Raw genomic sequence first — 14,068 nt, forward strand, 5'->3', positions numbered from 1 at the left:
TATCAGCCCTGCTTGAGCGAGGCCTTGAAGTACACGGGGTAGGCCGGGAACTTGCCGATGACGAAGTTCTCCACGCCCGAGCCGTGGATGAAGGTGTTCTTCGTGTAGATCAGCGGGACGATGGGAGCGTCTTCCATGATCAGCTTGTCGGCCTGTGCCCAGACCTGCCCGGCCTTGGTGCGGTCGACCTCTTCGGTCGCCTGCTTGATCAGCGCGTCGACCTTCTTATTGGAGTAGCGGGAGATGTTGTAGTTGCCCCCGCCGATCTGCGAGGAGTCGAACAGCGGCTGGATATTGCCGTTGGCCGAGGGGAAGTCCGGCTGCCAGGAGCCCAGGTACAGGTCGTAGTCGCCCTTGGCATCGGTCGCATCGGCCTGCAGGGACTGCTGGTCCTCCGACTTGATCGACACCTCGATGCCCGCGCGGCCCAGCGACTGCTGGATCGATTCGGCCTGCGCGACGTTCGTCTGATCGTTCTTCACCAGCAGCCGCAGCTTGCCCGGCTTCTGCCCGGATTCGGCCAGCAGGGACTTCGCCTTGTCCACGTCACCGGCGGCATCGGCCTGGTACAGGTCGTAGTCGGCGCGTCCGGGGATCCCCGGGGTGATGAGCGTCGAGGCGAAGTCGCCGGCGATCTCACCGCCGGCGGCCACCCGGAAGGCGTTCTTGTCCACCGCGTAGTTGATGGCCTGGCGCACCTTGAGGTCCTTCAGCGCCCCGCGCTTCGTGTTCATCGCCAGATAGGCCAGCGCCCCGTCGCCACTGGTGACCAGACGGTCCTTGGCCGCCGGGTTCTGCTGGGCCTGGGCCAGCTGCGAGGCGGGCACGAAGTCCGCGGAGAAGCCGTTCTTGGCATCCCCGGAATCGGAGATCAGCGACTGGGCCGACACAGTGATGTCCTGGCCCAGTTTGAAGGTCACGGTGTCGGGACCGGCGGTGCGCACGGGGTCGGTGTCCTTGTCCCAGTGCTCATTGCGCTCCAGCACCGCCTGATTGCCTGCGGTGTACTTCGCGACCCGGTACGGTCCCGATGCCACGGGCTTCTTGGTATAGGCCTTGATATCGTCCTTGGCCTTGGGCACCGGGGCGAAGGCCGGCATCGAGGCGATCCACGGGAAGTCGCCAAAGGCGGACTTCAGCGTGAAGACGATCGTCTTGTCGTCCGGGGTCTTGATCGAGTCGAGGTGCTTGCCGCTGTAGGGGCCGCGGTAGTCGTCCCCACCCACCAGCAGCGACTTGTGATATCCCAGGCCGCCGGAGAGCTCGGTGGAGAAGGAGCGCTCCAGCCCGTACTTGATGTCCTGGGCGGTGATCGTGGAGCCGTCCTCGTACTTCAGCCCGTCTTTGAGCTTGAAGGTCCAGGTCTTGCCGTCCTTGGACGGGGTGCCGGTGTCCTTGGCCAGATCGGGCACGACCTTGGTCTCCTTGCCGGGTTCGGCATCCCAGGTGGTCAGCCGGCGTTCGACCAGGCCCAGTGTGGTGATGGCCAGGTTCTGGCTCTTCGCGGGGTCCCATTCGATATCGGTGGCGCCCTGCATGATGGTCAGGTTGCCGCCGGACTGGGTTTCGCCCAGGTCCTGCCCGGCGTCGGAATCGCCGGAGAGGTCGTTGGCGTTGCAGCCGGTGAGCAGCAGGGCGGCAGCGGCCACCAGGGACGTCAGGCTCAGGCCGGTTCTGGTTGATTTCTTCATGCGTGTGCTCCGATTCTTGGGTCGAGGACGCTGTAGAGGATGTCGATGAGGAAGTTGGCCACGATGACGGCGGCCGCGGCGAACAGGGTCACGCCCACGACCACCTGCAGGTCGAGGTTGTTCACGGCGTCCAACAGCAGGGATCCCACACCTGCCAGGTTGAACACCTTCTCCGTGATGACGGTGCCGCCCAGCAGCGACCCGAAGTCCAGGGCGATGAGGGTGGCGATGGGCACGACCATATTGCGCAGGCCGTGGCGCACCACCACCGCGGATTCCCGCAGGCCGATGGCCCTGGCGGTGCGCACGAAGTCCTGTCCCAGGGTCTCCAGCAGGGTGCCGCGGGTCAGGCGGGTGTAGATGGCGGCGTTGATGATCGCCAGGGCCACCCACGGCATGATCAGGTGGTAGGCCCAGCCGGCCGGATTCTCCGTGAAGGCGACGTAGCCGCCGATCGGCAGGACGTTGAGGGTGAAGCCGAACAGCAGGATCAGCAGCAGCGCCACCAGGTAGCTCGGCGCGGACACTCCGAACACGGAGGCCCCCATGAGCAGCCTGTCTGTGGGCTTGCCGCGTTTGAGGGCGGCCCAGACACCTGCGCCCACGCCGGCGATGGTCCACAGCACGATCGCGCCGATCGCGATCGACAGGGTCACCGGCAGCCGTTCGCCCAACAGTCCGGTGACATCGGACTGGAGCCGGAAGGAGTAGCCGAAGCAGGGTGCCGCGCAGTGGATCGCGGTGGCGCCCGCCCCGAAGGTGCGGCCGGCGACGATGCCCAGCAGGAAGGCTCCCAATTGCGCGTACCAGGGCTTGTCCAGGCCCATATAGGTCTGGACCTCGGCCAGCCGGTCCGGCGTGCAGGGCTTACCGCAGGACAGCTGTGCCGGGTTGTTCGGCAGCAGGTAGAAGATCGCGAAACTGATGGTGGCGATGATGAGCAGCACCAGCACCGCCCCGCCTGCCCGGGCGGCCAGGAAGCGCAGGATCGACAGGGCGCGGTTCACTCTCTGCTCCCGTCCGCCGCCGAGGTGCCGGTCGGCTGGTCGCAGGAACCCGCCTCGGCCGCACCGGGCACCGCGGCGGGTGCGGCGGCGTCGCCGGCGGCCGCGGCCTCGGGAGCGCGGGCGGTGCGCTGGGGGTCGAGCGCATCGCGCAGCCCATCGCCCAGCAGGGTGAAGCCGAGGGTGACGCCGAACAGCGCCAGGCCCGGCAGTACCAGGTACATGGGATCGACCTGGACCCAGGAGATCGCGTCGGAGATCGACCGGCCCCAGCTGGGGGTGGGCGGGGCGATGCCCACGCCCAGGAAGCTCAGCGCGGCCTCGGACCCGATCTTGCCCGGGATCGAGGTCGTGGTGAACACGATGATGGTCGCCGCCAGATTGGGCAGCAGTTCGCGGGTCAGCACCCGCCAGGGGCCGATCCCGGCGGCGTTGGCCGCGCGTACGAAACCGCGCTCGCGCAGGCTCAGCGTTTCGGACCTGACGACCCGGGCGATCTGCGGCCAGCCGAACAGCCCGATGACCAGGATCAGCATGAGGGGACGGGGGAAGGAGTCGGGGACGACGGCGGCCAGTGCGATCGCGAAGATGAGGAAGGGGAAGCCGAAGACCACATCGGTGAACCGGCCCAGCAGCTTGTCCGTCCAGCCGCCGAAGTAGCCGGCGAACAGGCCGACGGCCACACCGATGACCACCGAGACCAGGGTCGAGGCGATGCCGATGAGCAGCGACACCTGGGAGCCCCAGGTGACGATGGCGAACAGGTCCCGGCCGGTGCGCGGCTCCAGACCGAACCAGTGGCCGCCTGAGGCCCCGCCCAGGGCACCCGCCGGCGCGGTGTCGGCTCCGAGCAGGTCCGTGTTGTAGGTGTAGGGGTCGTTACCGGTGAGCCAGGTGAACAGGGGAGCAGCCGGCATCATGAGCACGAAGAGCGCTACGAGGACCAGACCGGTCATCGCCGCATGGTCGTGCCGCAGCCGGGACCACAGGTCGCGCCATGCGGACCGTCCGGCCGCGGGCGCCTGTGGTGCAGTGGTGGTGGCGGCGTGCATGGTTCCCTTCATCGATGGTGTGCAAAGTCTGTGCGCCCGGTGTATGTGAGCGTAAACAGAAGACTATAACGGGTGGTATGAGGCGGATATTCCTTTATGTCATGCGGATCGGAAAGCTGTCATGGAGCTCACGCGCGCCGGGATCCGCGTTAGGCTGAGAACATGGCCGATTATCGCTTTGAGACATTTGAACCGGGGCTGGCCGATGGCGCCCCCGATGCCCAGACCACCGCGTACCTGCAGGCCGTTCAGGCGGGGTTCCACGAACCCCGGCTGGAAGAGGAGCCGCTGGGCGACAAGGTGCGCAGGTCGATGCTGGACGGCCGGAAGTTCACCGCCGCCTATGTCGACCGCCAGCCCGAATACGCCCTGGATCCGGCGGTTCCGGTGGCGACCTTCGCGCACTTCGAGAAGGAGTTCAACGTCGGCGGGGGGAACCTCGTCGACGCCCACCTGATCACCTGGGTGACGGTGCGGCCGACGCACCGGCGCCGGGGCCTGCTGCGCGCGCTGATGACACAGAACCTGGCCCACGCCGCCACCGCTGGTTATCCGTTCGCCGTGCTCACCGCGACCGAGGGCGGAATCTACCGGCGCTTCGGTTTCGGCCGGGCCACCTGGATCCAGCGGGTCGAGGTGGATACCTCACCCGGATTCGCCCTTGCGGTGGAACCGGACCGGCGGGTCGAAATGTGCGATCCGCAGGTGCTGCGCGAGCTGGCACCACAGATCTACGCGCAGTACATGCGCAAGTTCCCCGGGGCAGCCGGACGCCAACAGAGTTACGTCGAACGGGCCGCCGGCAGCCTCGATCTGGACACCGGCAAGCCGGATCCCAAGGTCCGGGCGGCCCTGCACTTCGATGAGGCCGGCGCTCCCGACGGTTTCGTCAGCTACAAGATCTCCGGGTGGGACGACTGGACGGCCACGATCGACATCATCGACCTGGTCGCCGTGTCCGATGCTGCCTACTCCGCCCTGTGGGGCTATCTGGGTGCGATCGACCTGGTCAACCGGGTCCGGTATCCGGCGGCGGCCACGGACTCGCCCCTGTCCTGGTTGCTGGCAGATCCGCGGCGGATGACGGTCAAGGCCGTGGAGGACTCCGAATGGCTGCGCATCCTCGACGTGCCCCAGGCTCTGGAGGCCCGGCCCTGGGGGCTGATGGGCAAGTTGACCCTGTCGGTCACGGATTCCCTGGGCTTCGGCGCGGGCGTCTTCGAGCTGACCGCGGCCGACGGTCGTGGCACCGTGGTCCGGCTGGCCGATGAACCCGACGATGCCATGGCGGATCTGTCCCTGGACATCGCCGAATTGGGTTCGCTGTACCTGGGCGGGGCGGATCCCGCAGTGCTCTCGCGCGCCGGGCGGATCCGCGCGGCCCGGCCCGAGGTCGTGGCCCAGGCCCGCGCGATGTTCGCCCTGGAACGCCTGCCGTACAGCCCGAACGACTTCTGAGTCTGTTCACACGAACTCGGGCTCGTACGAACGCCGACCCGTCGATCTTCTCCGATTTCCTCAATGGAAACGAAAAAGATCGACGGGTCGGCGTGTTTCGATGCCGGGGTGATCAGGCGGACAGGCCCTCGGCCGGTTTGGTCCGGCTGACCGCGCGGGCCGGGATCAGGGATGCCAGCAGCGATGCCAGGATAGCGGCGACGATGACCGCGCCGATCTGCCCCCAGGGGATGCCGACGGTGATCGCGATCCTGTTCGTCTGGATGAGCGAGGAGATGCCCGCCCAGCTGAAGAGCAGGCCCAGTACCAGGCCCAGGATGATGGCGACCAACGCCATCAGCAGAGCCTCGACGGCGACCATCCAGGACACCTGCGAACGGGTCATGCCCATGGCACGCAGCAGTGCGGTCTCCCGCCTGCGCTCCATCACCGACAGCGACAGGGTGTTGGCCACCCCGACCACCGCGACCACCAGGGACGCGGCCAGCAGCACCAGGACGATCGCCAGGACCACGTTGATGATGTTGGACATGGTCACGCGCATAATGGCGCCTTCCTGATCCACCCGGTCATCGGCGTTCAGGGCGCTCGTCAGCTTCTGCACATCCGAGCTGGTGGCCTGGTCGGAGATCTCCGTCCACATCGCACCCTCGGACGCAGTGGGCTGCAGCTGGGAGAGGTCCGAAGTGTCCATTACGGCCTCGGCCCGGGGGATTCCATGGCCGGCCACGGCCTTGAGCTTGACTGTTCCGCGCTCGCCTTTGAAGGTGAACGTGCCCACGGGATCGCCTGTGGTGTACGAATCCGAATCACTCTTGAGTTCCCTTGCTTGGTCGTCGTTGATATAGACGGTGCCGGCCTGGGGAGTCAGATCCTTGCCTCTGGCCGCTTTGAGCGCTTGGGAATCCGGTGCCAGCGCTGTCAGCGCAAGGTCCTTGGACTGCCCTGCGGACTCTGCCGAGTCGTCTCCAGCCGGATTCTCGTCCGCATCGGCGGCAGTCGGATCGGCGGTACCGGGCACTGTGACCTTGGCCCCGTCGAGGTGGGCGTGCGCTGAGACGATATCGGAGCCCTGGATGACCGACTGTTCGTGCTCGCTGGGCTGGGCGATCGACATATCGACCGCATTGCTCTCAGCCAGCGCGGCCTGGGATGTGGTCTTCATCGTCTGCGCGCCGATCATCATGGTCGACACCAGGGTGACGCCGATCAGCAGCGCGGTGGTCGTCGACGCGGTGCGGCGCGGGGCCATCTTGATATTGCGGGCCACCAGGCCGATCGCAGGGGACCGGGTGATGGCGGAGAACAGATGCCCCAGCACCCGGACGAACGGTGGGACGATCACCCGGGTCAGCAGCAGGATGCCGCAGAACAGCACGATGGCGCCGGGCAGGGCCAGCAGGATCTGGTGGGCGATGCCGCCGAAGACAGTGGCCACGAGGCCCACCAGGCTGACGATGCCGCCCAGAATCGCGCGGATCCAGGGGAATCCGGCATTGGGAGCGGGGATGTCCACGGGTGCCAGTGCCTGGATCGGCGTGACCTTGGTGGCCTTGCGGGCCGGGGTCAGGCAGGCCAGCACTGTCACGACCACACCCAGCACAGGACCGGCGATGGCCGCGGACACGGGCAGGGTGGCGATCTCGAATTCGCCCATCCAACTGCGGGCGAGGTACGAGAAGCCCACTGCCAGGCCCCAACCCAGCAATACGCCCAGGACGGAGCCGACCAGGCCCAGGACAAAGGCCTCGGCCAGGGTGGCGGCGCGGATCTGGCCGCGGGTAGCGCCGATGGCGCGCAGCAGGGCCAGGGTGCGGGTGCGCGATGCCACCAGAACCTGGAAGGTGTTCGCGATGACCAGGGCCGCGACGAACAGGGCGACGGCGCCGAAGGCCAGGACGATCGAGGTCAGGATGTTGGTGCCGCCGGAGAGCGTCTTGAGGTATTGGTCGACGACCTGTTCATTGGTCTGGACGGTGAAGCCCGCCGCCTGCAATCCCTCGAGATCCTTGTCGACGACCTTGCCGCCGCGCTGCTTGGCCAGCAGATCGGCGAAGTCATGGGCGACCTGAGATTGTGCTGTGGTGTCGCCCGGGGTCTTGAGCACAATGCGCAGGGATTCGTAGTAGGAATCCCCACCCAGGGCGTCGAGGCCCGCGTCGTCGGTGTACACGGTGGGGTCGCCGCCGTCGCTGCCGCGCAGAATGCCGGTGACGGTCACGGTGGACTTCTTGCCCGTGTCCTTGGCCGTCTTGCCGGAGTCATCGGTTTCGGAGGCGAATCCGGTGGTGTCCAGGTTCACCTGCTGGCCCTGGGACAGGCCCAGGGATTTGGCAGTGTCCTGATACAGCATCACCTGGCCGGGCCCCTGAGGCGCCTTGCCGGAAACGAACTCATAGTGCCGTCCGATCGGGGTGGTGGCAGCCGTAATGTACTGTTCGACCCCGTCCATCTTCGTCAGCGCAGCGATGCTGCGGTCCGCCTGGGTCTGGGAGATCTGCGGGATCTGCTGCGCGTCGGTGGCGAGTTTCTTGGCCACCTTGGCGTCGAATTCGACCGGTTCGCCGGAGTCCGCCGCGTCGTCACCCGAGGACTCGGACATCATCGATTCGCTCGAGCTGATGATGACGTCGGAGCCGGCATAGCTGCCCTGGGCGGTGGTGCGCATGGTCCGGTTGAAGGCATCGGACAGAGACAGGACGGTGGCGATGAACGCCACGGACACGAGGATCGCGATGCCTGCGGCCACCAACCGGCCGGCGCCCGTGCGCAGGAATGATTTGAGGATGTCGGTCATCGGGTGACCTCCATCATCGCCGCGGAGACCTGGTCGGCGCTGGGCCGGGCCATATCGCCGACCAGTCGGCCGTCGGCCAATAGGACCACTCGGTCGCCGGTCGCGGCCGCCGCCGGGTCGTGGGTGACCATGACGACCGTCTGCCCGAATTCGTCGACCGAGGCGCGCAGCAGTTCGAGGACCTCGGTACCGGTTGCGGAGTCGAGGTTGCCGGTGGGTTCGTCGGCGAAGATGACATCGGGGCGGGTCACCAGGGCACGGGCCACGGCGACGCGCTGCTGCTGGCCGCCGGAGAGCTCATGGGGTCGGTGTTTCAGGCGCTCGGTCAATCCCAGCATGCCGGTGATGCCGTTGAACAGTTCGCGGTCGACCGAGGTCTTGGCCAGGCGGCTGGGCAGCAGGATGTTCTCCTCGGCCGTCATCGCCGGAACCAGGTTGAAGGCCTGGAAGATGAAGCCCACATGATTGCGGCGGACCTGGGTCAGCTGCTTCTCATTCAGGCTGGTGAGTTCGCGCCGGCCCAGGAACACCTGGCCGGCGGTGGGGGAGTCCAGTCCGGCCAGGATGTGCATGAGCGTCGACTTGCCAGAACCGGACGGCCCCATGATGGTGGTGAACTGGCCGGCTGTGATGTCCAGGTTCAGGCCGCCCAGCGGTTGTACGGCCGCATCGCCGGTGCCGTAGGTCTTCGTCAGGCCGACCGCACGGGCGGCGGGGGCGTCGAAATTTTGTGTCGTGGTCACGGATGCTCCTCGGATCGGGGTGAGCCGGGTGGCTCATAGCGTTGGTCTCAACGCTATGCGGGGGACCGGGTGGGACACATCCTCTTGCAGGATGATTTTGTGCGTGTCGTGGCTCACCGGATATCCCCCGTGAGGAGTAGGGGAATCCCCACTTGGGGCCTGTCCGGTTGGGGGGGGTGTCCGGGGTTCCGGGGTGGTAGGACATCCCATGCAGGCTCCGGCACTCATTCCATGGGCTGACATGCGTAGCCGGATTTCATCCTGTGGGTCGATGTGCGCTGCGGGCCAGCTGAGTAGCGTCGAAGATGACGAATCACACGACGTATACGAAGCGGAGGACTTCTTGTGATGATGTATCTGGCAAGTTCAGCAGGCGCCACTGATAATTCTGGCCTGGGGTTCCTGGTCTTGGTGTGCATGGGCCTGGCCGTGATCGCCTGGCTGGCATTGTTCATTGCGGCACTCATCAGCATCGTGATGTCGCCCAACCTGACCCTGGGCGGCAAGCTCCTCTGGGTCATAGCGGTCTTCGCTTTCCCATTCCTGGGTTCCCTGGTCTGGTTCATCTGGGGCCGGAGTGCTCAGTTGAACAGGAGTTAGCGGAAACGAGCAGGCGCTTTGGTCTGAATGTACCGTCTCGGAACGGACCAAAGTGCCTGCTCAAGAAGAGGGAAGCCGGTTTAACATAGCGGGAGTCGATACGTCCTATGCCATAGTGACATGCTCATGTCACTTAGCCGGCGATTCCGGCCCGGTAGGCGAAGACCACCGCCTGGACCCGGTCGCGGGCACCCAGCTTGGAGAACACCCGGCCCACATGGGTCTTCACCGTCGCCTCCGATACGGACAGCGCATCGGCGATCTCCTTGTTCGACCGGCCAGTGGCGATCTGCTTGAACACATCCAGTTCGCGTTCGGTCAGCGTCCCCACCGCCTCGCGCAGCCGGACCGTTTCGGCATCCTCGGCGGTTTCGTCTGCAGCGCCGCTGCCGCTCACCCCGGCAATCTGTGCGCCCGTCTGAGATGCTGCACCGCTCGACCCGGTGGGGGCCTCGGCCTGCGCGGGCCCGCCACCACTGAGCCCACCCGCGTCCAGCAATCTGCGCGTGGTGGTGGGCGCGATGACCGCGCCGCCGCGCACCACGGTGCGGATCGCATCCAACAGCACCTCCGGCTGGGTGTCCTTGAGGAGGAAGCCCGAGGCCCCCGCCTGCAAAGCGCGCAGCGCGTAGTCGTCCGTGTCGAAGGTCGTGAGCACGATGATCTTCGGCCGGTAGCCATCGGGCCCGGCTGGCAGGCCCAGGATCTCGCGGGTCGCCTGGATGCCGTCGCCCGAGGGCATCCGGATGTCCATGAGCACCACCCGCGGGCGATACCGCAGGGTCGCGGCGATCGCCTCGGCGCCGGTGCCGGCCTGGGCGATCACCTGCAGGTCCGGCTGCGAATCGATGACCATCTGGAAACCCGTGCGCAGCAGCGCCTGGTCATCGGCCAACAGCACGGTGATGGGTTCGGTCTCGCTCATGCACGGGTCCTTTCGATCGAGGCCAGGGGCAGCAGAGCCGTGATGTGGAAGCCGGAGGGGTCGGCGGTGTGCGCGACGGTGCCGCCATAGAGTCTGGCCCTCTCATCCATGCCCCGCAAACCGGAGCCCCGGCCGTCGTCGTGGGCCACGGCGGACAAGCCGGTCACAGCATCCCCGGTGGAAGGGTCGGAGTGTGGTCCGGGGGCCGCGGCGCCGCCGGTCTCGGCCTCGGCTACCGCCTCGGCGCCGGCCCGACCGGCTGTCGGCTCGGCAGGCCCCGAATCGTCGACGCGGATCAGCAGGGCGTCCTCGGCCCGGTCGACCGTCAAACGGACCGCGGCGTGGGCGCCGGGGCCGGCGTGCTTGAGCGTATTCGTCAAGGCCTCCTGCACGATCCGGTAGACCGCCAGGCCCGCACCGGACGTCAGCTCCGGCAGGGAGCCGAGGTCGGCCAAGAGGTCCACATCGACCCCGGCCGCCCGCACATCGCCCACCAGATCGGGCAGATCCGCGACCTGGGGCAGCGGTGCACTCTGGGATTCGGCATCGGCCGAACGCAGTACCCCGAGCATCTGGCGCATCTGGGTCAGCGCCTCGCGGCCGGTGTCGCCGATGGTCCTGAAAGCCTCCTGGGCACGTGCCGGGTCGACGGCCGCCACGAAGCGACCGCCATCGGACTGCGCGATCATCACCGACATGGAATGGGACACGATATCGTGCATCTCCCTGGCGATCCGCAGCCTCTCGGCATCGGCGGCCAGCCGCGCCTCGTGTTCGCGTTCGCGCTCCAAGAGGTCATTGCGCTCGCGGATCGAGGTGGCTTCGTTCCGGCGGCGCCGCCGGATATCGCCCAGCAGCCAGGCGACCGAGACGATAGCCGCGCACAGCCCGCAGGCCAGGCCGGCCAGGACGAACGCTCCCATGCGGTCGGTGTCATCGGAGATGGCCGGCGGGAGGAAAAGGAGCGCGAGGGTGAGACCTCCCAACAGCAGGGCCCCGAGATAGCCGAGGCAGGCGAAGACCGTGCCCCAGCGCCGGGGCGCGTAGACCACAGTCGTGTAGACCGTGATGGGAACGGCCACATAGTGCAGATCGGGCGTCGCTCCGAACGTCAGTGAGCACAGCGCCAGAGCCACCATCGTCCAGGCGATGAGCACCGGCCAGATCCGGCGCACGGCCAGGATCGCGCACATCGCCACGGTCACCCAGAAGCGCAGCACGGACAGGGTGGGACCGAAGGATTCCGGCCACCAGATCGGTGCGCCTCGCACGCTGCTCAGGTAGAGATCTCCAGAGATCAGCAGCTGCACCAGGGTCAGCGGTAGCGCGATGAACAGGGCGTCGAAGGCCCACGGATACCGGTCCAGCCCGCGCGCCACCTTGATATGCCAGGGGGTGCGCCCGAGGAACTCGCTCATGGCCCCAACTGTACGTGGGAGAGCGGGCCGGGCCGGACCTCGGTCGCGGGCAGATCTGCCCAGCCGGGACTCCGGCCGCCCGAATCCTGAACCGGTCGGAGCCGGCCGGCAGGGGATCGCTAGACTTGGGAACGGCCCCGCCGTGGCCCACACGCGCACGCCCGGCCATGCTCACCCAGCATCACACTGTAAAAGGAGACACAGTGGCCAAGCCCGTTGTGCTGATCGCAGACAACCTCTCACCTGCCACCATCGACGCCTTAGGGCCCGATTTCGACATCCGCACGTGCAAGGGTTCGGACCGCGGCGAACTCATCCCCGCACTGGCCGGAGTCGACGCCGTGCTGATCCGGTCCGCCACCCAGATGGACGCCGAGGCCATCGCCGCCGCGGATTCCCTCAAGGTCATCGCCCGCGCCGGCGTGGGCCTGGACAATGTCAACGTCCCCGCCGCCACCAAGGCCGGCGTGATGGTCGTCAACGCCCCGACCTCGAACATCCTGTCCGCCGCGGAACTGACCATGGCGCACATCCTGGCCGCCGCCCGCAACCTGGGCGCCGGCAACTCCTCGCTCAAGGCCGGGGAGTGGAACCGCTCCAAGCTGACCGGCGTCGAACTGTTCGAGAAGACCCTGGGCATCATCGGCCTGGGCCGGATCGGCGGACTCATCGCCGAACGCGCCAAGGCCTTCGGGATGAAGCTGGTCGGCTACGACCCCTACATCTCGCAGCAGCGCGCCGCACAGATGGGTGTGACGGTGCTGAGCCTGGACGAACTGCTGGCGCAGTCGGACTTCATCACGGTGCACATGCCCAAGACCCCGGAGACCATCGGCATGATCTCCGATGAGCAGTTCAAGCTGCTCAAGCCCACCGCGCGCATCGTCAACGTGGCCCGCGGCGGCATCATCGACGAGGCAGCACTGGCCCGCGCCCTGTCCGAGGGGCGCGTGGGCGGCGCCGGGATCGACGTGTGGGACCAGGAGCCGCCGCAGGACTCGCCGCTGCTGGCCGGGGACTTCCCGAACCTCAACGTCACCCCGCACCTGGGCGCCTCGACCGTGGAGGCACAGGAGAAGGCCGGCATCGCAGTCGCCAAGTCGGTCCGCCGCGCGCTGGCCGGGGAACTCGTCCCCGACGCCGTCAACGTCGCCGGTGGTGCGATCGACCCCGATGTGCGCCCCGGCGTGCCGCTGGCCGAGCGCCTGGGCCGGACCCTGACCGCGCTGGCCGGTGGCGACGCCATCACGCACCTGCGCGTGGAGATCCACGGCGAGATCGCGGACAAGGACGTGTCCGTGCTCAAGCTCTCGGCCCTCAAGGGCGTGTTCATGGACCTGGTCTCGACGCCGGTGTCCTATGTCAACGCCCCCGTGCTGGCCGAGGAGCGCGGCGTGACAGTGGAACTGGTGCAGGACAAGGAGGTCGAGTACTTCCGCAATGAGACCGTGCTGATCGCCACGACCTCGGCCGGGCGCCGGGTCCGCGTGTCCGGCACCGTGACCGGTCCCAAGCTGGTGCAGAAGCTCACGGGCGTGTCCGACTACGAACTGGAGATGCCGCTGAGCGACCACCTGGTGGTCTTCGAATACACCGACCGTCCCGGCATCATCGGCCAGCTGGGCCAGGCCCTGGGCCGCGTGAACATCAACATCGCCGGCATGCAGGTCTCGCCCTCGGCCGATGAGACGAAGGCCCTGGCCGTGCTGGCCGTGGACTCCATCGTCGAGGACGCGGTCGTGTCCGCCGTGGCCGGCGCAGTGGATGCCGCGTACTTCGCGCTGGTGGACCTGACGGAGGACTGAGCCACACGGCCACTTCGGCCCTTCGGGTTCTCCGAGCCTTGACACCGCGGATGCGGCTGGTATCGTGCGGGGCACATAGGAGACGTCGTCGATTTCGAATCCACTGAGGAGGGATGACGATGACCATCCAGAAGAAACTCCGCAACGCAGTCGGCGCGGTCGAGGACACACTCGACAAGTACATTGCCGGACCGGACGTGACCACAGGTCAGCGTCCCGGCTATGTCGAGGACGACTCGGAGAAGCACCTGCGGGAAGTCGCAGACGCCCACGGGGACCGGCTGCTCGAACAGCCCGACGGTTCGCACATCGTCGAAGAGGTCTCCGCGGGCCCGGGACCGGAGATCGTCCGCGAGTACCCTGCCGGCGATCAGCTGACGGCCGAAGCCGAAGAGGCCGAGGAAGCCGCCGAAGTCTGGGAGCACGATGATGCGGTCGTCGACGAATGGGAAGTCGAGTCCTTCCCGGCCAGTGATCCACCGGCGAGTGATCCCCGGATCGGCTGAATGCCATCCGATAGCTCTGGCGCATAGCCCTCTCGCAGCGGCGGGCCCGGAACCCTTGGGTTCCGGGCC

11 protein-coding genes are annotated in these 14,068 nt (G+C 67.2%); 4 read left to right on the forward strand and 7 right to left on the reverse strand.

Annotated elements, in window-relative coordinates; translation table 11 throughout:
- Positions 1-2: 2 nt before the first annotated feature.
- The 3 genes from NQ034_RS12355 to NQ034_RS12365 are packed head-to-tail and all read right to left on the reverse strand — an operon-like array spanning position 3 to position 3,747.
- Positions 3-1,691 (reverse strand): ABC transporter substrate-binding protein, encoded by a 1,689-nt coding sequence (locus NQ034_RS12355; RefSeq protein WP_257049187.1) that lies wholly within the window; start codon positions 1,689-1,691, stop codon positions 3-5.
- Entirely contained in the window at positions 1,688-2,698 is a 1,011-nt protein-coding gene (locus NQ034_RS12360) for an ABC transporter permease (protein WP_257049188.1), read from the reverse strand. Before NQ034_RS12360 ends, NQ034_RS12355 begins: the two co-directional genes overlap by 4 nt.
- A complete protein-coding gene (locus NQ034_RS12365; protein WP_257049189.1) occupies positions 2,695-3,747 on the reverse strand; it encodes an ABC transporter permease in 1,053 nt (350 codons plus the stop codon). Before NQ034_RS12365 ends, NQ034_RS12360 begins: the two co-directional genes overlap by 4 nt.
- A 162-nt stretch (positions 3,748-3,909) precedes the next feature.
- On the opposite strand from NQ034_RS12365, the gene NQ034_RS12370 reads away from it, so the two are divergent.
- Positions 3,910-5,205, forward strand: a complete 1,296-nt coding sequence (locus tag NQ034_RS12370; protein WP_257049190.1) for a GNAT family N-acetyltransferase — start codon at positions 3,910-3,912, stop codon at positions 5,203-5,205.
- Positions 5,206-5,317: 112 nt separating this feature from the next.
- On the opposite strand, the gene NQ034_RS12375 is transcribed toward NQ034_RS12370, so the two are convergent.
- Together NQ034_RS12375 and NQ034_RS12380 are read right to left on the reverse strand one after the other, a co-directional pair.
- Complete coding sequence (locus tag NQ034_RS12375; protein WP_257049191.1) at positions 5,318-8,002, reverse strand: ABC transporter permease; 2,685 nt, start codon at positions 8,000-8,002, stop codon at positions 5,318-5,320.
- Positions 7,999-8,760: an ABC transporter ATP-binding protein gene (locus tag NQ034_RS12380; protein ID WP_373456823.1), complete on the reverse strand. Its 762-nt coding sequence runs from the start codon at positions 8,758-8,760 to the stop codon at positions 7,999-8,001. Before NQ034_RS12380 ends, NQ034_RS12375 begins: the two co-directional genes overlap by 4 nt.
- A gap of 333 nt (positions 8,761-9,093) precedes the next feature.
- Between NQ034_RS12380 and NQ034_RS12385 the strand changes: the two genes are divergently transcribed.
- The gene (locus NQ034_RS12385; protein ID WP_257049193.1) at positions 9,094-9,345 is read left to right on the forward strand and encodes a PLD nuclease N-terminal domain-containing protein; all 252 of its coding nucleotides are present in this window, start codon (positions 9,094-9,096) and stop codon (positions 9,343-9,345) included.
- Positions 9,346-9,478: 133 nt separating this feature from the next.
- Here the strand turns inward: NQ034_RS12385 and NQ034_RS12390 are convergent, their stop codons facing one another.
- Positions 9,479-10,270: a response regulator gene (locus NQ034_RS12390; RefSeq protein WP_257049194.1), complete on the reverse strand. Its 792-nt coding sequence runs from the start codon at positions 10,268-10,270 to the stop codon at positions 9,479-9,481.
- Complete coding sequence (locus NQ034_RS12395) at positions 10,267-11,688, reverse strand: sensor histidine kinase (RefSeq protein ID WP_257049195.1); 1,422 nt, start codon at positions 11,686-11,688, stop codon at positions 10,267-10,269. The genes NQ034_RS12390 and NQ034_RS12395 overlap by 4 nt, the downstream gene beginning before the upstream one ends.
- Before the next feature lie 167 nt (positions 11,689-11,855).
- On the opposite strand from NQ034_RS12395, the gene serA reads away from it, so the two are divergent.
- Together serA and NQ034_RS12405 are read left to right on the forward strand one after the other, a co-directional pair.
- Positions 11,856-13,493: a phosphoglycerate dehydrogenase gene (serA, locus tag NQ034_RS12400; protein WP_257049196.1), complete on the forward strand. Its 1,638-nt coding sequence runs from the start codon at positions 11,856-11,858 to the stop codon at positions 13,491-13,493.
- A gap of 119 nt (positions 13,494-13,612) precedes the next feature.
- Positions 13,613-13,999: a hypothetical protein gene (locus NQ034_RS12405; protein WP_257049198.1), complete on the forward strand. Its 387-nt coding sequence runs from the start codon at positions 13,613-13,615 to the stop codon at positions 13,997-13,999.
- Positions 14,000-14,068: the final 69 nt, after the last annotated feature.

Source organism: Brevibacterium moorei (genome assembly GCF_024580735.1).
In the GTDB taxonomy this organism is placed as follows: domain Bacteria; phylum Actinomycetota; class Actinomycetes; order Actinomycetales; family Brevibacteriaceae; genus Brevibacterium; species Brevibacterium moorei.